Source organism: Amycolatopsis sp. NPDC102389, from assembly GCF_044765885.1.
Classification (GTDB): Bacteria; Actinomycetota; Actinomycetes; order Mycobacteriales; family Pseudonocardiaceae; genus Amycolatopsis.
The window spans coordinates 58,700-82,086 of sequence record NZ_JBIWKX010000014.1 but is presented as its reverse complement, the minus strand read 5'-3'; the positions used below and the strand labels follow the sequence as shown (position 1 = coordinate 82,086).

Genomic DNA, 23,387 nt, shown 5'->3' with positions numbered 1-23,387 from the left:
ATGGGCTGGCTGCGTCACCTGCTGGGTGACCGTGTCCCGGCGGATTTCGACGGCTCGCTGGACGACGGCGAGCACGTCGTCGGGAGCGCGACGGTCGAGGGCGGCGGGTATCTGCTGGTCACGCAGCTGGGGCTGTGGATCCCGGGGCCGCGCCGGGTCGGCTGGCATCTGGTCGGCAAGGCGGCGTGGTCCGCCGGGGTGCTGACCCTGACCGAGTCCGAGGAGGCGGGCATGGCGGGGGAGGCCGTGCTGCTGGCCGACAAGACCCCGGTCCGGTTCGAGCTCGCCCGGCCCGGCAAGGTGCCCATCCTGGTGCGGCAGCGCGTCGACGGCTCGGTCCGGGGCCGGTACCGCAAGGACCTCGGGACCGGGGGAGCGTGGTTCGTCGAGCGCAAGGTTCCCGGTCAGGACGGCACGGTGCTGCAGGTGCGGCCCGATCCGGGCACCGACGTCGACGTGGTCAAGGCGATCGCCGAGGAAGCGGCCCGGAAGCTGGCGAAGCCGAACGGCTAGCAGTACGCTCGTACTGTGTGGGATCCGGTCAAGTACCTCGACTACGCCGACCTGCGGGCCCGGCCGTTCCACGACCTCGTCGCGCGGATTCCGGCCGTCAAGCCCCGCCGCGTCGCGGACCTCGGCTGCGGCCCCGGGAATCTGACCGCCGGCCTGGCGGAACGCTGGCCGGGCGCGGTCATCGAGGCCAGCGACAGCTCACCCGAAATGGTCGAAGCCGCCCGTTCACGGGGTGTGGACGCGCGAGTGCTCGACGTCAACGACTGGGTGCCCGAACCGGACACCGACGTGGTCATCTCGAACGCCGTGCTCCAGTGGGTCCCGGAGCATCGTGACCTCCTCCGCCGCTGGGTGGACCTCCTGCCGTCCGGGGCGACGCTCGCGTTCCAGGTCCCGGGCAACTTCGACGCCCCGTCGCACGCCCTGGTCCGCGCCCTCGCGCGGACCGAGGAGTGGGCTCCGCGGCTCGCCGACGTCGTCCTGCGGGAGAACGAAGCCGTCGACAGCCCTCTCGGCTACGGGAACCTGCTGGCCGACGCGGGATGCGCCGTCGACGCGTGGGAGACGACGTATCTGCAGCGGCTGTCCGGGAAGGACGCCGTACTCGAATGGATCACCGGCACGTCGCTGCGACCGGTCAAAGAGGCCCTGTCAGGGCAGGACTGGGACCACTTCCGCGCGCAGATCGCCCGCGAACTGGACAAGGCCTACCCGCCGCGCGCCGACGGGACCACCTGGTTCGAGTTCCGGCGCGTCTTCGTGGTCGCCGTCGTGGGCTGAAGGGGACTTTCACCGCGTTAGACGTAGTGAAAGGGCCCTTCACCGCGTGGTACGCGGTGAAGGGCCCTTTCGGCCCAGGGTCAGCGCTGAGGCCGCCCGAACCGCTCACCGACCTTGGCGCGAGCGACCCCGGCGGCGCCCTGCACCATGGGGTGGTCGGCGATCTTGCGGTAGGTCCGCACGATCTGCTCGTACCGCCCGCGGCCGGCCTTCGCGCCCAGCACATAGCCCGCGGCCGCACCCAGCAGGAACATCTTCATCCGAGTCCACGCCTCCGTTCGATCTTGCTCCGGCTGTCATTGTCCCTCAAAACGCGAGCTTGACGAGGTGATGTCGAAAGTGGGGGGTGGGTGTGCGGCCGCCGGAGGGGATGGGCTAAAGTTCTCTCATCGGTCGGAGCGATCCGGCTGGTACGGAGCACAATCCCCTGTAGCTCAACTGGCAGAGCATTCGGCTGTTAACCGGAGGGTTCTTGGTTCGAGTCCAAGCGGGGGAGCTTAAAGCCCAGGCCTGATGGCCTGGGCTTCTTCGTTTTCCGGGGTGCGGGGGCGATCCCCGTCAGGCGGCGAAGACGGTCCGGACGACGGCCTCGTCGCCGTCGATCTCGACCAGGCCGAGAGCGCGGGCGTCTTCGAGGGTGAGTGCGCCGGCGGCGAGGCCGAGGACGCAGGCGGGCACGGCGCGGACGGTGGCGTCGAGTTCGCGGCCGTCATGCGGATCGACCTCGAAGCCGGAGCGCGTCGCGCGGAGCCGGTACGGCGGGCCACCGATTTCGAGACCGATCGTCATCGCGGAGCGGACCTTCACCCGAGCAGCGAGCAAGGTGGGGACGGCGAGAGCGAGCCACTCCGGCCGGAACGAGTCGTCGCCGGGACCTCGGGTCATCAGCGGAGTGGACCAGCGGATCAGGCTTTCGATCGGCTCACGGAGCTCGGCGCCCCACGGTGTGAGGGCGTATTCGACCACGCTGCCCGAGCCGGCCAGCCGCCGTTCGATCACGCCTGCGGCCTCAAGGTCGCGGAGCCGGTCGGCGAGCAGGTTGGTCGCGATGCCGGGCAGGCCGTCGAGCAGCGCCCGGTAGCGGGCGGGGCCGATGAGGAGCTGGCGGACGACGAGCAGATTCCACCGATCGCCCACGACTTCGAGGGAGCGGGCGAGCCCACAGTACTGGCCATAGCTACGCATCGCGTCCCTGCTTGTTTTTCTCAAGTGTGCGTGACAAGCTCAAGTCTACCGGAAGTCAGCGGAGAGGGGCCGCCATGTCGGATGTCACCGCGAACGTGAGGCCTTCCTGGGTCGACGACAGCCTGTTCCCGTTCGAGAGCCGTTTCGTCGACATCGACGGGCATACCGTCCACTACGTCGACGAGGGGACCGGCCCCGTATTCCTGTTCCTGCACGGCAATCCGACCTGGTCGTTCCTTTGGCGCGACGTGATCCGCGCGCTGCGCGACGACTTCCGGTGCGTCGCCCTCGACTATCCGGGCTTCGGGCTGTCGACACCGAAGCCCGGATACCGCTACTGGCCCGAAGAACACGCCGACGTGGTCACCGCGTTCGTCGACGCGCTCGGTCTCAAGGACGTCACTCTGGTCGGACAGGACTGGGGTGGCCTGATCGGTTTGGCCGCCGTGCAGCGCCGGGGGGAGGTCTTCACCCGGCTGGTGCTCGCCAACACCTGGGCGTGGCCGGTCAACGGCGTCTTCCACTTCGAGTACTTTTCCCGGATCTTCGGCGGCCCTCCGGGGCGTTTCCTGGCCCGCCGGCTGAACTTCGTCGTCAACATGTTCGTCCCGCTGGGGCACCGGCGGCGCAAGCCGACCGCGTCCGAGATGGCCCATTACCGGCGGCCCATGGACGACCCCGAGCGACGCAGGGCCTCCGCCGTGTTCCCCCAGCGGGTTCTCGCCAGCCGCGCCTTCTTCGCCGAGATCGAGGCCGGGCTCGCCGGCATCGCCCACTTCCCGACGCTGATCGTCTGGGGCGACGCCGACATCGCTTTCCGCCCCCAGGAACGCGAACGCCTGGAAGCGACCTTTCCCGACCACGAGACGGTGATCGTCGAAGGCGCCGGCACCTACGTGGAATCCGACGCGCCCGAGGAGTTCGTCACCGCTCTTCGCGAGTGGGCTCAGTAGACCAGGGTGTTCGCCTCAGACACGGTCGTGGAGGGTGATCTGGTAGCCGTCGGGGTCGGCGAAGGTGAATGTCCGGCCGAAGGGGCCGTCGATCGGCGCGGAGACGATGGTGCGCCCGTCGGCGACGAGAGCGTCGTGAATGGCCTGGACATCCGTGGCGTGGAGCCAGATCGCGGCACCGATGCCGGGCTGGGCGACGGAGGCGAGGTCGGTGCCGGGAATGACCTCACGCAGGGCGAAAGCGATCGGCTTCGTCTCGAAGACGACGGCGTGCGGTGGTCCGGCCGGTGAGCGGACGAGGCCGAGGTACTGCTCGTAGAACGCCTGAGAAGCATCGAGGTCGCGCGCTTGCAGCGAGATGAAGTCGGGGCCGGTGGCGGGCATGGTCATGCTCCTTTTTCGTCGTGTCAGCATCCTGACATAGATGAGCGTATGTCAGGATGCTGACACGAGTCAAGGAAGGAGCGCGATCAGTCCTCGAAATATCCCTTGAACAGGATCTCGCTGATCTTGGTGGTGGTCTCCTGGCCGGTTTCGTAACCGTTCTGGATGACCTTGGTGTTGTTCATCAAGGCGAGGGTGTACCGCTCGTGCGGCCCGACGAAGCCGACCGAGTTCATGATCCAGGAGCCGTCGTCGTTGTCGTCGGACCAGCCGTCCTTGTTGCCGGGGCGTGCGGCGGGCCCGGCGCCCCAGACGCCCCACTGCTGGTTGACGTCGACGGTGCGCATCTCGCGGACGATGTAGTCACGGTGCTGACGAGGCAGCTTCGTCAGCACGTAGTTGACCAGCCGGTCCAGGTCGTTCGCAGTGGTCAGGATCCAGCCCCAGTGATGCGGGTGCTGGTCGGTGAACCGCATGTCGGTCATCCCGTAGGACGGGAAGCGCTGGGCGAACTCCGCCTCCCCGCCGTAGCGGGTCCACAGGGTGTGGGCGGCGGCGTCGTCGCTGGAGTTGAGCATGCGGTGGATCAGGTCGCGGTCTTCGGCGGTCAGCCGGACGGCCCCGGAATCGTTGCGCAGCAACAGATCGACGACCATGGCCAGCTTCGGGGTGGAGCAGGCCCAGATGAGGGTCCCGGCGGCGGTGCTCCGGTACACGGCGCCGGTCCACCGGTCACGGAGGACGATCCCGGTGTCACCGGGCCTGCTGTCGGCGTAGGCCTGGGCACGGGCGATACGTGCCTGGAGTTCCCGGTCGAAGCGGGTCGCCGCGCCGGCGGGTGCGGCGGGTGTCAACGCGAGTACCACCAGCATCGCGGTCAGGATGGCGGTAAGTCTTTTCATGTGTTCCCCAGTTTCGGTAGCGGAGCTTCCTGAGCTACAAGGCGTTCGCGGGCACCGGAGGTTGTCACGATCCGGCGAAGGGTGACGCCGGTCACTTCCTGGCCGTCGCCTGGTCGCCGTGGGGCCCGAACAGATGCAGGATCTCCACGGCCTGCTCGTCCGCCGGGCCGAACCAGTGCGGTTCGGCGGTGTCGAACTCCGCGATCTCGCCGGGGGACAGGACGGTCTCCCGGTCTCCGATGATCAGCCGGAGCTTCCCGGCGAGGACGTAGAGCCATTCGTAGCCCTCGTGCGTGACCAGCCGTGGCTTGCGCTGACCGAGTATCTGCTTGAAGACCTGGACTCGGCCGGGGTACTGGGTCAGGGGGATCACGACGCTGCCGCGGCCCTTCCGGTGAGGCCGGAGGTGGACGCGGGGATCACCGGTCGCGGGTGCGGCGACGAGCTGGTCGAGCGCGACCCGGTGGGCGTGTGCCAGCGGGATCAGCAGATCCAGGGTGGGGCGGCGTTTCCCGCTTTCCAGCCGCGACAGGGTGCTGATCGACAGCCCGGTCTCCTCGGCCAGCGACCGCAGCGTGCGGCCGCGGTCGCGGCGCAGCCGGTGCAGGCGCGGTCCGATGCCGTCGAGGATCTCGGTCACGTCAGGGTTCATCACCCCATTTTGCGGTCTTCGCAAAAACGCTGGTCGCGGGCTGGGCGCCGGGCGCACGATCACACGCCGTCGGACCCGCCGCTTCAGCGAGGATTGGTGACTCATGACCGCGATCTCCCTGCCGCTCCCGTCCACGATGAGTACCGGCCGCCGGTGGACGGTGCTCGCCGTCTGCGCGGCGGCGATGTTCCTCGTGGGCCTGGACACCACGATCGTCAACGTCGCGCTGCCCGGGATCGGCCGGGGACTGGGCGCGGGCACCCGCGGCCTGCAGTGGGTGATCGACGCCTACACCGTGGTGTTCGCGAGCCTGCTCATCACCTCCGGCGCGCTCGCCGACCGGTTCGGCAGACGCCGCGTGTTCCAGCTCGGCCTGGTGACGTTCGGGGTCGCGTCGGTCCTGTGCGCCGTCGCGCCGTCGCTCGGTTTCCTCGTCGCGGCCAGGGTCCTGCAGGGGGCCGCCGCGTCGATGCTGAGCCCCGTCGCGCTCGGCATCGTCGTGAACGTGATGACGGATCCGCGAGAGCGGGCGAAGGCGATCGGGATCTGGGCGTCGGTGTTCGGGTTGAGCATGGCGGCCGGGCCGACCGCGGGCGGCGCGCTGCTCGCGGTCTTTGACTGGCGTGCGGTGTTCTGGATCAACGTGCCGGTGATCGTGCTCGCCGTGCTGCTCGTCGCGGTCGTCGTGCCGGAGTCACGCGGGCAGCGCGCCCGACGGCTCGACCCGCCGGGGCAGCTTCTGCTGATCGTGCTCGTCGGGCTGACCGTCGGCACGCTGATCGAAGCCCCGCACCTCGGCTGGGGCTCCGCCACCGCGATCGGGCTCTACGTTTCGATCGTGATCGTCGCGGCCGCGTTCGTGACGGTGGAGCGGCGGCGGCGTGATCCGCTGATCGATCCCGCGCTGTTCCGGGTGCCCGCTTTCACCGGCGCCGTGCTGGGCGCGATCGCGGTGTTCGTCGCGCTGAGCACGACCCTGCTGCTGACCACGTTCTCCCTGCAGGACGCCCGAGGGTGGACGCCGCTGGCCGCTGGGATGGCGGTCCTGCCGCTGGCGATCGGCGCCACCGTCTGCGCCCCGTTCGCCGGGATCCTCGTGGCCCGCACCGGCACCCGGCTCCCGCTACTGCTCGCCGGTGTCCTGATCACCGCCGGCGGATCCTGCCTGCTGCCGGTGGAGCGGCACACGAGCGTCCTCGTGCTCGGGACGGCTTATCTGCTGATCGGCGCGGGGATCGGCTTCGCCAACGCGCCCATCACGACCATCGCGGTCTCCAGCCTCCCGCCGGAACGCGCCGCCGTCGCGGGCGGGACCACGTCCACGGCGCGGCAGGTCGGCGCGTCGGTGGGCATCGCGCTCGCCGGCGGACTGGTGACCGGCGTGGCCCCGGACGCGCTCGTGGCGGCGACCCGCCCCGGCTGGCTCCTTGTCGCCTTCTGCGGGCTGGTCGTGCTCGCCACCGCGGTCACAGCGGCGGGTCGAACTTCCCGCTGATCGTGTCCATCTTCGTGCCCACCGGCGGGAACTTCGTCAGGAAGCCGTCGTTCATCCGGAAATCGATGAACTTCTGCACATCGGGCGACAGTCCCTTGTATTCGGCGTTGAGCACGAGGTGGTCCCGGATGCCGCGCTCTTCCGGATTGACGGCGTCCTTCCATTTGACCTTGTCGCTGGCGGTGACCGAGTAGTCCACCTCCAGGCCCTTGGTCTCCTGCCGGAACTGCGCCGGGGTCTTGTCGATGCCCAAAGTGTCCAGCTTCCGCTGCAGCTCCGTGTCGCTCATCTTGCCGACGGCTTCCTTCACCTGGCCGATCTTGATGTCGGCCTCCTTGAGCTTCCCCTCGAAGTTGCCCGACATCTGCGCGTTCGCCTTGCGGGACAAGGTGGTCATGTTGTCCGCGGTACCGGAACCGCCGAGCACCTGGTTCTGCAGATGTCCCTTGATGAAGTAGCCGCTGGGGTGGTCGGGTTTGTACCCGATCTTGTCGTTCGGATCGGAGGAACGCAGCTTGTCGAGCTCGGCCCGCAGGCGCGGATCGTAGTTCGCGTGACCCTTGCCGTTCAGCCCGTCGACGTCGGTGAGGTGGTTGCCCGCGGGTTCGGTACCGCCGGGGTACTCGCCCTTTCCGGAGCCGTTGAGCGTCCCCTTGCCTTCCTTGCCGCCTCCCTCCATCACCGTGCGGCCGGAATCGCCGTGCGACTTGTTGGCGTCGCCGGTGACCGGCGGTTCCCACCTGGTCGTCTTCGGCTTCTTGGCGGAACCGGCGCCGTTGCCCGCGTTGCCCACCCCCGGGTTCTGGTTCTGCGCAGGCCTCTTCGCGCCCTTGCAGGGGGCCGGGGCGTTGAAGGTCTCGTCGTCGTCGAGGAATTCGTACGGGTCTTCGGCGTAGTTGGTCTGCTTGCCCGAGTTCCTCGTCAGGCCGAGCGGGTCGGCTTCGAGGAACGGGTCGTCGACGTAGGTCAGCGGATTCGGCCCGGGGGTCAGGCCGAGCGGGTCGGGCGAGATGTAGCGGGCGTTGACCGGGTCGTAGTAGCGGAAGACGTTGAAGTACAGCCCGGTTTCCGCGTCGTGGAACTGGCCGGGGAACCGGAGCGGCGTCTCCGGGCGGGCGCCGGCGGCGACGAGGCCCCAGACGCTCGTCCGGACCGGGCTGACCCGGCCGTCCGCCGGGCCGACCAGCTCCGTCGGGGTGCCGATCTCGTCGGTGATCACCGCGGCGACCTCGGTCCGTCCGTCGGGCAGCGTGCGCGCCTGCGCCACCACCCGGTCCCCGTACGGATGGTGGATCCAGGTCAGGGTCTCCACCGGGACACCGCCGAAGGTGTGCCGGGCTTCGACGAGATCGTTGCCGTCCCAGGTGAAATCGACCCGTTCGGCGACCGCGCCCGCGAGGTCCAGCCGCTCCTTGGCCACGCGCCGGTCCAGCGCGTCGTAGCGGTACCGCCACCGGGTGCCGTCCGGCGTGCGCACGGTGACCAGATGGTCGTGCGCGTCCCAGCCGAACACCCAGGTCAGCTCGGTCCCGTCCGGCGCGGGCAGGGTCCGCCGGATCAGCCTGCCCTGCCCGTCGTGGACGTAGCGCGCCGCGCCCGCCGCGGCCAGCACGCCGCCTTCGGTGTACTGGCGTGGTCCGGTTTCGGGCCCCGGCCCCGGCGAGGAGGAGAGCAGATTGCCGAGCACGTCGTAGGCGTAGCGCTCGGCCGCGCCGTGATGGAGCGCCGCGATGACCCGGCCCGTGGTGTCGTATTCGTAGCGCACACCGCCCGCCGGATCCTCCTTCGCGGCGATGCTGCCGTCCGGCCGCCGGTGGTAGCGCTTGGTGCCGGCCGGGGTGTGCTGCGCGACGAGCCTGCCCGCCGGATCGAATTCCTGGCGCAGCAACGGGTTCGCCCCGGCGGAGAGGGCGACCGTGCGGCCGGCCGGGTCCTCGCGCAGGGTCAGCTCGGTGTCCGCGATCCGCAGCAGCTCCGCCCCGTCCCCGGTCTGTCCCCAGTGGACGTCCACACCGGACGGAGTGCGCATCGTCTTGGTGTCGGAGGAATAACCGAAGACGATGTCCCCGGCGCGGACGACCCGGCCCGCGTCGTCGTGGTCCAGCTCCAGGACACCGTCCGGGCCGGTGGCACGCACGAGACGTCCCACCGGGTCGTAACGGTAGGTCTCGGTGCCCGACGGGCCGATCCGCTCGATCGGGTTGCCGAGCAGGTCGTAACGCCACTCCACGGTCTCGCCGGCGGCGCCGACACGCCGCACCCGCTGTCCCGCGGCGTCGTAGTCGCACCTCGTGATCCGGCCCGCGAAGTCCTGCTGGGTGAGCAGCCGTCCTTCGGCGTCGTAGGTGAAATGCCAGGTCTGCCCGGCGGGGTTCGTCACGGCCACGAGCCGCAATTCGGTGTCGTAGCGCCAGCTGGTGCGCGCGCCGCCGGGATCGATCGTGGCGGTGATCGTGCCCATCGGGCCGTTCTCGGTGCGGGTCGTCCTGCCGAGTTCGTCGGTGTGGGACGTTTCCCTGCTCTCGCCGTCGAAGGTCCACTGGCGGCGGCTCCCGTTCGCGGCGACGACCTCCCGCAGGGAACCTTCCACCGTCCACGCGTACGCGGTCCGGCCGTCGGCGTCCTCGAGCGCGCGCGGCCGCCCGAAGAGATCGACCTCGAGACGGGGCACCGCGCCACCCGGGCCGGGATCGTCGCCGTAGGTGTCCTCGAGGTGCTGATCCTCGGTGACGCCGAGGGGGTCCGTGTACGGATCCGGCACGTTCGGCGCCGTGTACCGCCGCCGGAACACCCGGCCGCCGTCGGTCACTTCGATCGCGAGCTCGGTGGTGGTCCATTCCGTGAGTACCACGCGGGAGCCGTCGGCGCGGACCACCGAGCGGAGCCGCCCGTCCGCGTCGTGCTCGAACTCCGTCCGCCTGCCGAGCGGGTCGGTGCGGTTGAGCAGCACGTCACGCGGCCCGTACTCGCTCCGGGTCACGCCGCCGAGCCGGTCGATCAGCCCCGCGGTGTTCCCGTCCTCGTCGAACTCGTACACCGTGCGATGGCCGAAGGAGTCGGTGACCGTCGTGGTCCGCTCGCCGAAGCTCAGTGACGTGTCGAGGTAGCCCTGGTCTCCGACGCCCCGGACACAGCGGCCGTGCTCGTCGTAGACGTAGCGGTACCAAGCGCCGCTGTGGTCGGTCCAGCCGGTGATCCGGCCCTCGGCGTCGTGGCTGTAGCGGGCCGGATGGGGCGAGGAATTCGTGCGGGCGGCGAGATGTCCTCGCGTGTCGTAGTCGTAGCGGGCGACCGGGACTTCGGTGGCTTCCGACAGCGCGCGGATCGCGCGGATCCGGCCGTCGGCGACGTCGAAGGCGATCCAGGCGCCACCGGAGTGCCTGAGCTCCGCCGGGGCGCCGTCGTCATCGTGTTCCAGTTCGACGTAGGCGTGATCCTCGGTGCGGATCTCCTTGAGCAGGAACATGTTCGGGTCGCCGTCCGCCGGGACGAACCGGCGTTCGGTGCCGCGTCCCGGATCCGTCAGGAAGTAGTCGGCGCCCTCGCCGCGCAGACGCCGCGGCGGACCGTGCACGGCGGTGGCCTCCGTACCCGGCGCGGGCACCGGGAACCGCAGGATCATCGCGTCGGCGGTGTAGTAGGTGACGGTCCCGTTCGCGACCGTCAGCCGCTCGTCCAGCAGCGTCGCCCACGACGGGCCGAACCAGCGGCCGCCCCGGTAGGACGAGACGTGGTTGCGGACGAGGAGCTGCCCGAGCGGTCCGGGCACGACCAAATCGCTTTCGGTGACCAGCACGTCCCCGCTCTGGACGTCGATCGGGTCACCGCTGCCTTCCTTGCAGCCGGGTTCCTTGGTCTCGGACGTATTCCGTTTGCCGCCATCGCCGTTCGCGCCGGAGGCCGTGGTCGAACCGCCGCCAGGGCCGTCCAGGCCACGCGAGTTGTCCGATGGCGGGTCGTTCTTCGGCGGATCGTTCCTGGGCGGCGGGTCGTTCTTGGGCGGGTCGTTCTTCGGGGAAGAGTGGTCGCCCGACGGCGTGGTGGAGTCGTCGCCGTCCTTGTCCTTGTCTTTGGGCGGTCCCTTGGGCTTCGTGTCCAGATCCTTCGGCTTTCCCGAAGGAGTGACCTTGCCGCCTTTGAGGTTCTTCAACGCCTTCGCCGCGTCGTCGAACAGGTCCCCGGCCTTCTTCAACAGCGGGACCAGCGCCTTGAGCGCCTTCACCAGCTTGGTCGTGAGGTCGGTGATCTTCGCCGCCGTCTTCGCCACGGCCGCCACCACCTGCGGTACCACCCAGGTCAGCCCGATGCCGAGGGTGAACACCACCTGCAACGCCCACGAGATCAGGTGCCCGATCAGCTCGGCGATGATGTCGCGCACCAGGGTCCGCACCGCGGCGACGACCTCGCCCGCGGTCTTCACACCGGACGAGGCGCCTTCGGATCCCTTCTGCGCGGACTGGATCACGGTGGCGGTGTCGGTCGCCTGTTTGCGGTAGGCGTCCGCCGCCTCGCCCTTCCACGTCTCGAGGTCCTTCTTGACCAGGCCGGTCAATTCCTCGCTGACGTCACCCAGTTCCTTCGCCACGTTCGCCCACGTCTGCGACTGCGCCTGGATCTCGTCCGCGTTGCCGGCCAGCGCGTCCAGCGCGTCCTTGAGCGGACCGACGTGCTCCATCAGCCACGACACCCCGGCCGCGAGGATCGCCCCGAACGGGTCCAGCGCCATCGACAGGGCGTCCAGCGCGGTCCCGACCGCGCCCATCGCGACGCTCGCCCAGTCCCCGGACTCGATCGCCGTCTTCAGCCCGTCCGCGGTCTCCAGCAACGAGACGCCGGTGAACCACTTCGTCGAATCCTGCGTGGGCGCGACCAACGGATTCGACACGTGACTTGCCTCGCTTCAAGGTGATCCGGACTGGGTGACAACCTTGTCATTCAATCATCAAGAGCCCGTCGGGATCAGGCGGCCTGTGGCGGGATCCTCGGTGGGACGGAACAAGTCTGCCCGAAGGGGCAAGCGGCCCGGACGTCCGAAACCGCACCATCCGGTCAAAGGGGGAGTGGCGACACGGAACCGGTCTTGCGCACCAGTGCCGCGCCGAGGGTGCGGGCGGTGCGGCCGACGGGCTCGGACAGCGCGGCGGGTGGCTGTGCCGGCGCGAGCACGGCCGCGATCGAACCGACCGCCCGGCCGGTCGGCAATCTGACGGCCGCTTCGACGGCGACGAGTTCGTGTTCCGCTTGCCAGACCGGGCAGAACCGGCCGATGCGCCGCGGCACGGTCGATCCGGGCCGGAAAAGGAGGTGGTCTTCCGGCCGGGCGAGGCTGGCGGCCGCGATCAGCAGGTGACCGTCACACGGTACGGCGAGCACCGAACTGGCTCGTGTGGCCGCGGTCAAGCGCCGGAGTTCGCCGCGGGCCAGGTCCAGCAGCCGTGGATAGGGTTGCCACGATTGACCGAGCCGGAATGCCTGCGCGCCGACGCGATAGCGGTTTTCGCTGCGCTGGACAACCTCCAATTCGGTCAATTGCTCGAGTAATCGGTGTGCCGTCGCTTTCGGTAGCGAGCAGGAATTCGCCAGCTGGGTCAAGCCCGCTTCACCTTGATGCCGTACCAAAGCATCCAATAGGGTGAAAGCGCCTTCGAGGACGCTTCTCGGTCTTCTCTTGGTCTCCATTGAAAATCCCCTCGCGCGGTCCACTGGACGGAATCCTTGCTGACAAGGCCATCCCGTCGGTGTCAGGGTGGAACGGTCCCGGTGCGTATCTTCGGTCAAAAAGCGCGGGCTGGGAAGAGTGCATCCACCGAACGGAAAGAGGTTCGAGCAAAATGCGAAGATCCATTCGGCTGGGGACGGCGCTGGCCGGTCTGCTCGCCGGTCTGCTCGTGACGCCGGCGGCGGCCGCGGACGAGGGCGATCTCGGTATCGCCGCCTCGCCCCCGTCGCAGAAGACCGCCGCGGATTTCGACGGCGACGGGTTCGCGGACAAGGCGGTTTGGCGCCCTGGTAACGGTATCTGGTATGTGATCCGCAGTAGCAACGGCAGTGTGGTCACCCAGCAGTGGGGTGTTTCGGGTGACGTGCCGGTGGCCGCGGACTACGACGGCGACCATCGGGCGGATTTCGCCGTGTGGCGGCCGAGCAACGGAATTTGGTACATCATCCAGAGCAGCACCGGCGCGGTGGTGACCCAGCAGTGGGGCGTGGCGGGCGACGTTCCGGTGACGGGCGATTTCAATGGTGACGGCCGCTCCGATTTCGCCGTCTGGCGGCCGAGTAATGGGACCTGGTACGTACTGGGTATCGCCACGGTGCAATGGGGCGTGGCCGGTGACGTTCCGGTGGGAGGGGATTTCAACGCGGACGGGCGAGCCGACTTCACCGTTTGGCGGCCCAGCGACGGCGTCTGGTACGTGCGGGGAATCGCGAACCAGCAATGGGGTACCGCGGGCGACATTCCGGTGGCGGGCGATTTCAACGCGGACGGCCGCGCCGATTTCGCCGTTTGGCGGCCGGGTAACGGTGTCTGGTACGTGCTCGGTATCGCGACCCAGCAATGGGGTGTGGCGGGCGACGTGCCCATGGCGGGCAATTTCGGCGGAGACCCGCGGGCGGATTTCGTGGTGTGGCGCCCGTCGAACGGGACCTGGTACGGCCTGAACCTGTTCACCACCCAGTGGGGGACATCGGGCGACATCCCGGTCTGAGTGACCTGTCCGGTCAAGAAGTGACCGTCGCGTCGCGGAGATCGGGCATGTCCCTCAGCTGCCTGCGCGAGGTGATGCCGAGCTTGCGGAAAATGTTGCGAAGGTGGGCGTCCACCGTGCGGGGACTGAGGAACAGGCGCGTGGCCACCTCCTTCGAGGTCGCGCCCGCGGCGACCTGGCGCGCGATATGCGTCTCCTGCATGGTCAGGTGGTCGTGGGAATGTCCGGTGCGGCTGCGCGCGACCTCCCCGGTCGCGCGCAGCTCGTCGGCGGCCCGCCGGGTGAACGCCTCCAGCCCGATGTCCGAAAGCCGTTCGTGTGCGGTGCGCAGATGTTCACGTGCCTCGCGACGGCGGCCCTCACGGCGAAGCCATTCGCCGTACCGCAGATGCGTCCGCGCGAGGTGCACCGCGAGCGGACTGTTCGCCAGGTGCCCGAGTGCTTCCAGGTGGTCGGCTTCCGCGTCGCTGACCAAGGCCCGCGCGGCCGCCGCGATGCCGAGGGCGAAGGCGGTTCCGGCGGGCTCCGTGCGTTCGGTCAACGACTCCAGCGCCGACCGGGCGACGGCGTCCTCCCCGCACCGGACCGCGGCTTCCACGAGTTCGGGCAGCGCGATGCCGGTGAGGAAGAGATCGCCGCTCGCCACGGCACGGGTCGCCGCGTCCAGCGCGGCCGGGTAATCGGCGAGACCGTTGTGCAGCACGGCCGTCGCCCAGTGGGCGTTCGCGGTCAGCTGGCCGTTGCCCCGGGTCGTCGCCTGGGCGAACAGGTCGAGCACTTCCTCACGACGGCCGCGCAGGGCCGCCAGATGCACTCGCGGGTAGAGCTGCGGCGCGTCGCCGACGGCGTCGGCGATCGCCTCCTCTTCGGCGACCGCGGCCATCGCGCGGCCGAAGTTCCCGGTGAGCACCGCGTGCAGCGCCACCTGGGAGAGGCCGAGCCGGATGGTCATCGGCGATCCGGTGTCCCGCCCGGTCCGCACGAGCCAGTCGACGATCGTCGCGTGCAGCTCGATGTCCCACAGTTCGCCCGCGAGCACGGTGGCCAGGGCCGGTGTCCTGGTCCAGCCGTCGTCGCCGGTGAGGGCGCGGCGAAGAGCGGGCACCCCGGCATGGTGTCCCTCGGTGGTCAGCCGCACCAGCGCGTCGAGGAGGTCTGGCGGCCCTGGAGGCGCCGAGCGGGCCGCGTCGAGAACCCGGTCCAGCACTCCCGCGGCCCTGCCGACGACGAGCCCCATTTCCAGTGCGGCGACGAAGAACTCGCGCGACCGTTCCGGATCGACGGCGGCGAGCCGTTGTGCCGCCCGCAAAATGATCTCCGGGCCACGGACGGCCCCTTCCGCGCCCTGCACGAAGGCGATTTGCCCGCGTAGCAGTTCGACGGAAGCGTGCTGAGGGATATCCAGTGTCTCGGTGTCGACGCTGGCCAGCAGATCCGCCGCCGCGTCCGTGCCGCCCGCTTCGAGCGTCGTGCGCGCGGCTGCGAGGGTGCGTTCGATCTGCTTGGCGGGATCGAGCGAAAGCGCCGCCGCACGCTCGAGGAACGCGGCGGCGGCCGCCACCCCGCCGCGCGCCTGCGCACGCGACGCCGACAATTCCAGCTCCGCCGCGACCTGTTCGTCCGGCCCGGTGGTGGCCTGGGCACGGTGCCAGGCCCGCCGGTCCCCGGCGGTTTCCGGGTCGGTGGCCTCGGCGAGCGCCCGATGGGCCGCGTGCCGCGGCTCAGATTCGGCCGCACGGTACGCGGCGGAACGCGCCAGCGGATGGCAGAACCGCGCCCGCGTGTCGAAGCGGATCAGCCCGGACGCCTCGGCGGCGGCGCTCGCGGCGGGCACGTCGATGTCCAGCCGCCGCGCGGCCGCCCACAACAGGCCGGGGTCGCCGGTGGGATCGGCGCTCGCGAGGATCAGCAGCCGGCGCGCGTCCACGGGCAGTTCCGCCATCCTGGCCCGGAAACTGCGCTCGATCCGGCTCGCGATCGGCGACGGCGCCGGCAGCGCGAAGCCACCCGCTTTCGGCAGCTCGATCAGCGCGAGCGGGTTGCCGCGTGCCTCGGCGAGCAGCCGGTCGCGCACCCGCTCGTCCAGCGTCACGGTCTTCTCCGCGGCCAGCAAGGCGCGCGCGTGCGCGTCGCTCAGGCCGCCGACCGTCAGCCCTGGCAGTTCGTCCAGCCCGCGGACCGGATCGCGGTCGCGGGCGGCGAACACCATCGCGATCGGCTCGGCCGCGATCCGCCTCGCCAGGAACGTCAACGCCCTCGCCGACGCGGTGTCCAGCCAGTGAGCGTCGTCGACGACGCACAGCATCGGCCGCGCTCCGGCGGCGGTCGCCAGCAGTTCGAGCGCGGCGAGGCCGGCCCGGAACGGATCCGGCGCGCCGTCGGCCAGCCCGAAAGCGACGAGGAGGGACTCGCGGTACGGAGCCGACAGCGTGTCGAGGTGCGCCAGCGCCGGAACGCACAGCTGATGCAGCGCCGCGAACGGCAGTTCCCCCTCGAACTCCGACCCGGACGCGCGGATGAGCTGGAAATCCGCCGCGGCCGCTTGCTCGACGTGGTCGAGCAGCGCGCTCTTGCCGATCCCCGGCTCGCCACGGAGGACGAGCACCCCACCCTCGCCCCGGCCCGCCGCGTGGACCAGGGCGAGGAGGCGAGAGATCTCTTCTCGCCTGCCGACGAGCGGACGGGAGGACGTCGTGGGCATGGTCTGAACCCTAGCGAGGCGATCTAGGCGATTCTCGCCGACGCGAGCGGAGGCGTCCCCGAGCGATCGTTACGGCATGACAGTTCGGGAGACGAAACGGATCTCGCGCGGGGTGGCGATGATCGGCCTGGCGAGCGCCATGTTCCTGGTCATCCTCGACGCCGCGATGGTCAACCTCGCCGGATCCACGATCCGGCAGGGCTTGGGGCTCACCGCCGCCGAGCTCACGGTGGTCGTGGACGGCTATCTGGTGACCTTCGCCGGCCTGCTGCTGCTCGGCGGCCGTCTCGCCGACGTGCTCGGGGCCAGGAAGGTGTTCCTGACCGGAATGGCGGCCTACCTCGCGGCGACGGCGTTCTGCGCGTTCGCCACCGGCGGCGGGATGCTGGTCGCCGGCCGGATCGGGCAGGGGATCGGTGCGGCGATCCTGATGCCCGCCGCGCTTTCGCTCGTGCTCGGCCTCTACTTGTCTCCCGCGGAACGCACCCGGGCGATGGGGCTCTGGGGCGCGGTCGCGGGGGCGGGCAGCCTCGTGGGTGTCTTCCTCGGCGGAACGCTGACCGAACTGCTCGGCTGGCAGGCGGTGTTCGTGACCCCGGTGCCGTTCGGGGTCCTCGGCGCGTTCGTCGTGTGGCGCGCCGTGCCGCCGGTGCCCGGAAGACCGGGCCGGTTCGACGCGCTGGGCGCCGTCACGATCACCCTCGGGATCTCCGGGCTCGCGCTGGGCATGGTCTCCGCCTCGGACGCCGGCTGGACCACGCCCGGCACGGTCGTCGGGCTCGCGGTGGGTCTCGTTTCCCTGGCGGCGTTCGTGGCCGTCGAGCGGCGCTCCGCGCGTCCCCTGGTCCCGCTGGGCGTGTTCCGCCGGAAACCGGTGGTCACCGCGAACCTGGTGATGGTGCTGATCGGCGGGACCCTGACGAGCCTGTTCTTCTTCCTGCCCCAATATCAGCAGGACGTACTCGGGATGAGCCCGCTGGCGACCGGGATGACCCAGCTCCCGCTCGCCCTCATGATCATCGTGGGCAGCGTCCTCGCGCCGATGCTGGCGAAACGTGTCGGGCCCGGCCGCGCACTGCCGACCGCTCTCGCCGTCCTGCTCGCCGGTTTCCTTTGGCTGGCCTGGGATCCGACGACCAGCGGCTTCTCCGTCAGCCTGCTGGGCGCGTTCCTGCTCATCGGCGCCGGACTCGGGCTGGGCGCCGTCAACGCCACCGCGATGGCGGTCCGCGACAGTGCGGACGGTGAAGCGGGGCTGCTCAGCGGACTGGTGAACGCCGCGCAGCAACTGGGCGGCGCCGTCGGTCTCGCCGCGCTCGCCGGAATCGCCATCGGCGCCGCCGGAACCCACGGCGACATCTCTTTCACGACCGCGTTCCTCGGCGAAGCCGCCTTCGTCGCCATAGCCCTCGCGGCGCCGCTCTTCTCCCGGCGCTGACCTCCCACCGGAAAGGACACTCCACAATGGACACCGTATTGGTCACCGGCGCGACCGGAACCGTCGGATCCGCACTGATCCCCGCCCTGCGAGCCCGCGGAGTCACCGTCCGCGCCATGACCAGGGACCCCGGCCGCTCCGTTCCCGGCGCCGAAACCGTCGTCGCCGATCTGCGTGATCCGGAATCCGTCGCCGCGGCACTGAACGGCGTCGACGCGGCCTTCCTCAACAGCCCTTCCGCGCCCGACGCCGCCGCACACCAGATGCGGTTCGCCGACCTCGCCCGGGACGCCGGCGTGAACCGGCTCGTGCTGCTCTCGCAGTACGCGGCAGAGGCCGGCTCGCCGGTACGATTCCTGCGCTGGCACGCCGAAGTCGAGGCACACGTCCAAAAACTCGGGATCGACCACACCGTGCTGCGCCCCAACCTGTACCTGCAGGCGCTGCTCGCCTTCGCCGGCACCATCGCGCAGGGCTTCTTCGCCGCACCTATCGGTGACGCCGCCGTCAGCGCCATCGACACCAGGGACATCGCGGACGCCGCCGCGGCCGTGCTGGCGGGTACGGGACACACCGGCCGGACCTACACGCTGACCGGCCCCCGCGCCGTGACCCACACCGAGATCGCCCACGCGATCTCAGACGCCACGGGGCGGAGCGTCGTCTTCCACGACACCTCCGCCGATCAATTCGCCGCCGCGCTGACCGGTTTGCTCCCGCCATGGCAGATCGACGGTCTCATCGAGGACTACGCCCACTACGCCCGAGGCGAAGCCGCCGAAGTGCACACGTCCGTCGCCGACCTGACCGGGAAACCCGCACGCGACGTCACCGACTTCGCCCGCGATCACGCCGCACTGCTCGCTGTGTGAAAGGAAAGCCGATGATCTACCACTGCATTCGGTTCACTCTCAAATCCGGGGTGTCCGAAGAGGACAAGGCGGCGGGGCTCGCGCGGATGGGCGAGCACATCCACGCGATTCCCGCGATCAAAGCACGCGTCGTCGGCCCCGATTTCGGCGGTGAATTCGACTATGGCGCCGTCACCGTCCTCGAAGACATCGCGGGTTACGAGGAGTACATGAATCATCCGGCGCATCTCGCGATGGACAGGGCGGGATTGCCGCTGATCGACAAGTTCGTGTCGTACGACGTCACCGACGACCCGGATCCGGAGATCGGCGCGAAGATCACGGAGGTGCATCGGCGGCGGTTCGAGGAGGTGCCGGATGTGGCTGAGCTGGTCGTGGGGCTTGGTGAGTACACGGGTAGTGCGGCGCCGGGCAGGCATGGGAAGTGAGGGGTTGGCCGGGTTCTCGATCTGGGTTGCCGAATTCGCTAATGGTGATTGATTTTCGAGGCAGGTTCATCCTTCAGTGTTGTTTGAGCATTTCGCCAGTCGCTCAAAATTACGAACACATGTTCGACAGGATTGTGGTATTATGGGGACGTGTCCGAGACCTTCCTTCCCGAACTGCCGCAGGAACTGTGGCGCGCTGGCAAGCTGGAGCTTGCCCAGGGCGTGCAGCAGTCCTTGCAGGTGATTCGGATGGCGACCGCTGGGTTGGGGCAGTTCCTGGCGGAGATCGACTCTCGGGGCGCGAAAGACTTGTACGGCTATGGCCGGACGGCTGCTTGGTTCGCGGATGTGGCGGGATTGTCGGCCGCTGAGGCGAGTGCCGTGGTCAAACGGGCCCTTGCCCTGAACCCGACGCGTGCGTTGGACGGCACCGAGCTTCCGCCCGTGGCTCCCGCGACCGCCGCGGTCGCCGCGGAGGGGCTGGTCGGGAACGAACGGATCGATCAGATCCTGGAGATCTTGAAAAGACTTCCCGCTGACACCTCTGCTGAGGATCGGGAAACTGCGGAGAAGATCCTCGCCGACCTGGCACCGCACGCCGGTCCCCGCCAACTCGCCGACGCCGAAGCGAACCTGCTGGGCTGGCTCGATCCCGACGGCAAGGAGCCCAAGGATCCCGAGCCGAAGGAGCCGCGCCGGGAGATCACCCTGGAGCGCCGTAAGGACGGGTTCTGGAAACTCACCGGTCTGCTCGATGACGAGACCGGGGCCCGCACCGCCGCCGTCCTCGAGGCCTACGCCCAACCACGCCCGGTCGACGAGTTCGGCCAGGCGGATCTGCGGATGAAATGCGAACGCATGGGCGACGCCTGGGTCGACGTCCTCGATCTGGCGATCGCCTGCCCGGACCAGCCGGGCACCAGCGGCTACCGCACCTTGGTGCATGTCACCATCGGACTCGACGAACTCAAATCCGGTCTCGGGACCGCGTGTCTGGATTTCGTCGGGACGATGACCGCCCGGGAAGCGCGGCTCGCCGCCTGCGACTGCCTGATGTTGCCGGTCGTGATGAGTGCGGCGGGTGAACCACTGGATGTGGGGCGGCTGCGACGGTTCGTCACTCCGGGCCAGCGACGGGCGTTGAACATTCGGGACGGGGGTTGTGCGTTCCCGGGATGTCATCGGAAGCCGAAGAATTGCCACGCTCATCACATTCACCATTGGGCGGATGGTGGGCCCACGGATCTTCGGAATCTCGTGCTGCTGTGCGGTTTCCACCATAGGTTGATTCACCATGGTGACTGGGAAGTACGGATGGCGGCCGATGGGCTACCGGAGTTCATTCCACCTCAATACCGGGATCCGCTCCGACAACCCCGGCGCAACACCCTGCATCACGTCTGAACCCCGAGGAGCCCGCCAGCCACCCCAGGCGACGGGCCCCTCGGCATGCCCGCGGTCGCTGGCCGCCGACGGCTTACCGGAGTTCACCTACCCGATACCGGGATCCGCTCCGAAGACCTCGACGTAACACCCTGCACGGCGTCTGACCACCGAGAAGCACACCGGCGACGGCCCTCTCGAGAACCCGGCCACGGCCACTCCGGAACCGGAAGAGATCGCCGTTCCGTTCACCGGAAGCACGGATGGCGGGTCACCGGAGTTCATCCCACCCCAGTACCGGGGCCCGCTCCGACGAACCCCGCCGCAACACCCTCAACCACGTCGGAACACAGAGAAGCCCGCCAGCGACGAGCGCCGCGACCACTCCGGAACCGGCAGAAATCTCCGCTCCATTCTGCCGGGAAAGCTGCCTGGACCCGAGCGTCACAGCGGCTTAGGTTCGTGTCAGTTGCTCAGCGGCGACACGGAACCGCCTGAGTCGCGACGTCAGACGCGCACGCCGAGGTCGGCGGGGATACCGGCCTTGCGGCGATCGGCCGGTGCCCCCCAATCCCCAGCCGGCCTCGGCGTGCCACCCGGTTCCCGAGGTCACCGGAGGCCGCCGAGCCGGTCGCAGAGGCTCCTCGCCCGTTCCCGGTCCGCGCGGGCCGACTCCGGATCGCTCCTTTCTTCGGACAGGTCCGCTCTTTCGCGGAGTGTGTCGATTTGGGCCTGCGTCAGTCCGATGCGTTCGTAGAGCTCCTCGGCCTCGGACAAGCGGCGGTACGCGTTCGCGTGATCGCCCTGGCGGCGCATCAACTTCCCGGATTCCTGGAGCGCGCGGGCCTGGCCCATGGCCGCGCCGTGGTGGCGGAAGAGGCCGAGTGCGGTTTCGCAGTGGGTGAGCGCCCGGTCGGGCGAGTCGAGCGCGGCCAGATTCTGGGCCGAACGCAGCAGCACGTACGCGTAATTGGTGTCGTCCACCGGAGTGCGCGAGCCGCCGGGTTCCGGCGCGAAGTAGCGGACGCAGGCGTCGAACTCTTCGGCGGCGTCGTCGAACCGGCCGTTCCGGTACCAGTACGAAGCCCGCATCGTCCGTGCCACATGGACTCCGAGCGGGTATTCGGCCTCCTCGAACAGGCGCGCCGCCTCGTCGAAGAGTTTCGGGCACGTCGTGCGGTCGGTGCCGCGGGCATAAGCGCTCGTCAGGTACACCCGCGCCCAGCCCTGTTCGCGCCGATCGCCCGCCGCCACCGCGGCGTCCCAGGCCAGCTGGGCCGTCCGGACGGCCGCTTCGGTCTGATCGCACAGGGAAGCCTGCACCCAGGACAGATAGTTCCGGTGCACCGCCTCGTCCCGTGCGCTGCCGAGCGCGATGGCCGCGCTCACGGCGAGTTCGAACACGTCGTACCAGGTGCTCGCGGTCCCGCCGATCTCCGAATACCAGTGCATGGACTCGGCCAGGTCGAGCACCGGCCGATGGTCACCGCGAGCGGCGACGTGCTTGACCGAGGCGAGCCAGTTCTTCAGTTCGACCTCGAGCCACCTGCCCGCTTCGGTGTGGTCGCCGAACCACGGCGTCGCCATCGGGAGCGGGCTGACTCCGTCAGTCGGGTGGAAGTAGCGGCCCGCCGCCGTCGCGGTGCGCACCAGCCAGCCGGTCAGCCGGTTTTCGGCCGCCTCGACGACATCGGGGGTCTCCTCGCGGGCGAGCCGTTCGGTCGCGAAGACCCGCAGGAGGTCGTGGAACTGGTACCGGCCGTTCTCCTGCGACGTCTGCAGCAGGCTCGCGTCTGCCAGCTCCTCCAGGAAGACGGCGGCGTCGTCCTCGTCGGGGGCTTCGACGAGCGTCATCGCGGCCCCTGCCGAGAAGTCCGCGGCCGGGACGAGCGACAGCCGCCGGAACACGGCGGCGGCGTTCGGGCTGAGCTGGCGGTAGGACAGTTCGAACACGCTGCGCACGTCGAGATCGCCGGCGGTCAGCGTGGTCAGCCGTCTGCCTCGGTCCCGGAGCTGCTCCACCAGGCGCGACAGCGGCCAGGCGGGGCGGCTCGCCAGCCGGTTGCCCGCGATCCGCAAGGCCAGCGGCAGCCGTCCGCACAGTCCGACCAGTTCGAGCGCCGCCTGCCGTTCGCGCGCGACCCGATCCGCCCCGATGATGGCCGACAGCAGGGCGACAGCGTCGTCCTCGTCGAAGACGTCGACCGGGAGCCTGCTCGCGCCTTCCAGCCCCACCAGCATCTGACGGCCGGTGACCAGGGTGAGGCAGCGCGGCCCGCCGACCAGCAGCGGGCGGACCTGGGCTTCGTCGGCCGCGTCGTCCAGGACGATCAGGGTGGCGCGATCCCGCAGGAGGGAACGGCACAGTCCCGCCCGGTCCTCCGGATCGGCGGGTATACGGACGGCGTCGACGCCCAGTGAGCGCAGGATCAGGTGCAGCACGTCCGCCGGATTCGCCGGCTCGGCGGACATGCCGCGCAGCTTCAGGAAAAGCCTTCCGTCGGGGAACTCCCCGGCGAGGTTGTGCGCCGCGCGGACCGCGAGGGTGGTTTTGCCGGTCCCGGGCGGCCCGCTCAGGATCGCGACCCGCCCCGATCGGCGGCGGGCGTCGCGCAGATCCACGGACAGGGCACGCAGCGTGTCGAGATCGCTTTCGCGGCCGGTGAGGTCGTCGACGTCCGCGGGCAGGACGCCGATCGGGTGCCAGCCGGGGAATCCGGCCGGTGCTGGCGCGGGGGAGCGGCCTTGCCGGGCGGCCTTCTGCAGGCCGGTCAGCTCCTCGTCGGTCAAGGACAGCGGCGCGGCGAGCGCTTCGATCGTCCGGCGTTGCGGGCTTTTGGCGATTCCGCGCTCCATGTCGCTGATCGCGCGGACGCTCACCCCCGACCCCTCGGCGAGTTCCTCCTGCGTGAGGCCGGCTCGGACGCGATAGCCCTTCAGCAACGCCTTGAAAGTGGAGATCCTTCCCGGGGCGGCGTTCGTCATGGCCGG

At 69.7% G+C, this 23,387-nt stretch carries 18 protein-coding genes and 1 tRNA gene; 10 read left to right on the top strand and 9 right to left on the bottom strand.

From position 1 onward, the window contains the following. Window positions 1-513 carry a hypothetical protein gene (locus ACIRGA_RS15325; protein WP_400941282.1) on the top strand — a complete coding sequence of 171 codons (513 nt, stop codon included), beginning with the start codon at window positions 1-3 and terminating at the stop codon, window positions 511-513. Window positions 514-528: 15 nt separating this feature from the next. Then, the gene (locus ACIRGA_RS15320; protein ID WP_400941280.1) at window positions 529-1,293 is read left to right on the top strand and encodes a trans-aconitate 2-methyltransferase; all 765 of its coding nucleotides are present in this window, start codon (window positions 529-531) and stop codon (window positions 1,291-1,293) included. 80 nt (window positions 1,294-1,373) lie between these two features. On the opposite strand, the gene ACIRGA_RS15315 is transcribed toward ACIRGA_RS15320, so the two are convergent. After that, window positions 1,374-1,553, bottom strand: a complete 180-nt coding sequence (locus ACIRGA_RS15315) for a hypothetical protein (RefSeq protein ID WP_007031230.1) — start codon at window positions 1,551-1,553, stop codon at window positions 1,374-1,376. Window positions 1,554-1,716: 163 nt separating this feature from the next. Between ACIRGA_RS15315 and ACIRGA_RS15310 the strand changes: the two genes are divergently transcribed. Beyond that, window positions 1,717-1,789, top strand: a tRNA-Asn gene (locus ACIRGA_RS15310). Between the two features lie 62 nt (window positions 1,790-1,851). On the opposite strand, the gene ACIRGA_RS15305 is transcribed toward ACIRGA_RS15310, so the two are convergent. Next, window positions 1,852-2,478 (bottom strand): winged helix-turn-helix transcriptional regulator, encoded by a 627-nt coding sequence (locus tag ACIRGA_RS15305; RefSeq protein WP_400941276.1) that lies wholly within the window; start codon window positions 2,476-2,478, stop codon window positions 1,852-1,854. A 74-nt stretch (window positions 2,479-2,552) separates the two neighbouring features. Between ACIRGA_RS15305 and ACIRGA_RS15300 the strand changes: the two genes are divergently transcribed. Then, window positions 2,553-3,431, top strand: a complete 879-nt coding sequence (locus tag ACIRGA_RS15300; protein ID WP_400941274.1) for an alpha/beta fold hydrolase — start codon at window positions 2,553-2,555, stop codon at window positions 3,429-3,431. A 15-nt stretch (window positions 3,432-3,446) separates the two neighbouring features. Here ACIRGA_RS15300 and ACIRGA_RS15295 read toward each other — a convergent pair whose 3' ends face one another. The 3 genes from ACIRGA_RS15295 to ACIRGA_RS15285 all read right to left on the bottom strand — a co-directional run bounded on the left by ACIRGA_RS15295 (window position 3,447) and on the right by ACIRGA_RS15285 (window position 5,369). Then, window positions 3,447-3,815, bottom strand: coding sequence for a VOC family protein (locus tag ACIRGA_RS15295; protein WP_400941271.1), 369 nt, complete (start codon window positions 3,813-3,815; stop codon window positions 3,447-3,449). A gap of 86 nt (window positions 3,816-3,901) precedes the next feature. Then, window positions 3,902-4,717, bottom strand: a complete 816-nt coding sequence (locus ACIRGA_RS15290) for a serine hydrolase (protein ID WP_400941268.1) — start codon at window positions 4,715-4,717, stop codon at window positions 3,902-3,904. Window positions 4,718-4,808: 91 nt separating this feature from the next. Continuing rightward, the gene (locus ACIRGA_RS15285) at window positions 4,809-5,369 is read right to left on the bottom strand and encodes a helix-turn-helix domain-containing protein (RefSeq protein ID WP_400941266.1); all 561 of its coding nucleotides are present in this window, start codon (window positions 5,367-5,369) and stop codon (window positions 4,809-4,811) included. Between the two features lie 103 nt (window positions 5,370-5,472). On the opposite strand from ACIRGA_RS15285, the gene ACIRGA_RS15280 reads away from it, so the two are divergent. Continuing rightward, complete coding sequence (locus tag ACIRGA_RS15280; RefSeq protein WP_400941263.1) at window positions 5,473-6,864, top strand: MFS transporter; 1,392 nt, start codon at window positions 5,473-5,475, stop codon at window positions 6,862-6,864. Here the strand turns inward: ACIRGA_RS15280 and ACIRGA_RS15275 are convergent. Together ACIRGA_RS15275 and ACIRGA_RS15270 are read right to left on the bottom strand one after the other, a co-directional pair. Beyond that, a complete protein-coding gene (locus ACIRGA_RS15275) occupies window positions 6,836-11,749 on the bottom strand; it encodes an RHS repeat-associated core domain-containing protein (protein WP_400941262.1) in 4,914 nt (1,637 codons plus the stop codon). The genes ACIRGA_RS15280 and ACIRGA_RS15275 overlap by 29 nt on opposite strands. 164 nt (window positions 11,750-11,913) lie before the next feature. Continuing rightward, window positions 11,914-12,543, bottom strand: a complete 630-nt coding sequence (locus tag ACIRGA_RS15270; RefSeq protein WP_400941259.1) for a helix-turn-helix domain-containing protein — start codon at window positions 12,541-12,543, stop codon at window positions 11,914-11,916. A 152-nt stretch (window positions 12,544-12,695) separates the two neighbouring features. Here ACIRGA_RS15270 and ACIRGA_RS15265 point away from each other — a divergent pair, with 152 nt between their 5' ends. Further along, on the top strand, window positions 12,696-13,574 hold the full coding sequence (locus ACIRGA_RS15265; RefSeq protein WP_400941257.1) for an FG-GAP repeat domain-containing protein: 879 nt from the start codon (window positions 12,696-12,698) through the stop codon (window positions 13,572-13,574). Between the two features lie 13 nt (window positions 13,575-13,587). Here the strand turns inward: ACIRGA_RS15265 and ACIRGA_RS15260 are convergent, their stop codons facing one another. Next, window positions 13,588-16,275, bottom strand: a complete 2,688-nt coding sequence (locus tag ACIRGA_RS15260) for an AAA family ATPase (protein WP_400941255.1) — start codon at window positions 16,273-16,275, stop codon at window positions 13,588-13,590. A 76-nt stretch (window positions 16,276-16,351) separates the two neighbouring features. On the opposite strand from ACIRGA_RS15260, the gene ACIRGA_RS15255 reads away from it, so the two are divergent. The 4 genes from ACIRGA_RS15255 (at window position 16,352) to ACIRGA_RS15240 (ending at window position 20,417) form a co-directional block, all read left to right on the top strand. After that, a complete protein-coding gene (locus tag ACIRGA_RS15255) occupies window positions 16,352-17,713 on the top strand; it encodes an MFS transporter (protein WP_400941253.1) in 1,362 nt (453 codons plus the stop codon). 26 nt (window positions 17,714-17,739) lie between these two features. Then, window positions 17,740-18,585, top strand: coding sequence for an NmrA family NAD(P)-binding protein (locus ACIRGA_RS15250; RefSeq protein ID WP_400941250.1), 846 nt, complete (start codon window positions 17,740-17,742; stop codon window positions 18,583-18,585). Window positions 18,586-18,596: 11 nt separating this feature from the next. Then, complete coding sequence (locus tag ACIRGA_RS15245) at window positions 18,597-19,013, top strand: Dabb family protein (protein ID WP_400941248.1); 417 nt, start codon at window positions 18,597-18,599, stop codon at window positions 19,011-19,013. 150 nt (window positions 19,014-19,163) lie between these two features. Then, window positions 19,164-20,417 (top strand): DUF222 domain-containing protein, encoded by a 1,254-nt coding sequence (locus tag ACIRGA_RS15240; RefSeq protein WP_400941245.1) that lies wholly within the window; start codon window positions 19,164-19,166, stop codon window positions 20,415-20,417. A gap of 588 nt (window positions 20,418-21,005) precedes the next feature. On the opposite strand, the gene ACIRGA_RS15235 is transcribed toward ACIRGA_RS15240, so the two are convergent. Beyond that, window positions 21,006-23,381, bottom strand: coding sequence for an NB-ARC domain-containing protein (locus ACIRGA_RS15235; protein ID WP_400941243.1), 2,376 nt, complete (start codon window positions 23,379-23,381; stop codon window positions 21,006-21,008). Between the last annotated feature and the right edge of the window lie 6 nt (window positions 23,382-23,387).

Coding starts and splice junctions, on each gene's coding strand:
- ACIRGA_RS15260 (WP_400941255.1), bottom strand. CDS start 16,275: ATGCCCACGACGTCCTCCCGTCCGCTCGTCGGCAGGCGAGAAGAGATC.
- ACIRGA_RS15245 (WP_400941248.1), top strand. CDS start 18,597: ATGATCTACCACTGCATTCGGTTCACTCTCAAATCCGGGGTGTCCGAA.
- ACIRGA_RS15325 (WP_400941282.1), top strand. CDS start 1: ATGGGCTGGCTGCGTCACCTGCTGGGTGACCGTGTCCCGGCGGATTTC.
- ACIRGA_RS15315 (WP_007031230.1), bottom strand. CDS start 1,553: ATGAAGATGTTCCTGCTGGGTGCGGCCGCGGGCTATGTGCTGGGCGCG.
- ACIRGA_RS15295 (WP_400941271.1), bottom strand. CDS start 3,815: ATGCCCGCCACCGGCCCCGACTTCATCTCGCTGCAAGCGCGCGACCTC.
- ACIRGA_RS15290 (WP_400941268.1), bottom strand. CDS start 4,717: ATGAAAAGACTTACCGCCATCCTGACCGCGATGCTGGTGGTACTCGCG.
- ACIRGA_RS15235 (WP_400941243.1), bottom strand. CDS start 23,381: ATGACGAACGCCGCCCCGGGAAGGATCTCCACTTTCAAGGCGTTGCTG.
- ACIRGA_RS15280 (WP_400941263.1), top strand. CDS start 5,473: ATGACCGCGATCTCCCTGCCGCTCCCGTCCACGATGAGTACCGGCCGC.
- ACIRGA_RS15285 (WP_400941266.1), bottom strand. CDS start 5,369: ATGAACCCTGACGTGACCGAGATCCTCGACGGCATCGGACCGCGCCTG.
- ACIRGA_RS15255 (WP_400941253.1), top strand. CDS start 16,352: ATGACAGTTCGGGAGACGAAACGGATCTCGCGCGGGGTGGCGATGATC.
- ACIRGA_RS15305 (WP_400941276.1), bottom strand. CDS start 2,478: ATGCGTAGCTATGGCCAGTACTGTGGGCTCGCCCGCTCCCTCGAAGTC.
- ACIRGA_RS15270 (WP_400941259.1), bottom strand. CDS start 12,543: ATGGAGACCAAGAGAAGACCGAGAAGCGTCCTCGAAGGCGCTTTCACC.
- ACIRGA_RS15300 (WP_400941274.1), top strand. CDS start 2,553: ATGTCGGATGTCACCGCGAACGTGAGGCCTTCCTGGGTCGACGACAGC.
- ACIRGA_RS15250 (WP_400941250.1), top strand. CDS start 17,740: ATGGACACCGTATTGGTCACCGGCGCGACCGGAACCGTCGGATCCGCA.
- ACIRGA_RS15265 (WP_400941257.1), top strand. CDS start 12,696: ATGCGAAGATCCATTCGGCTGGGGACGGCGCTGGCCGGTCTGCTCGCC.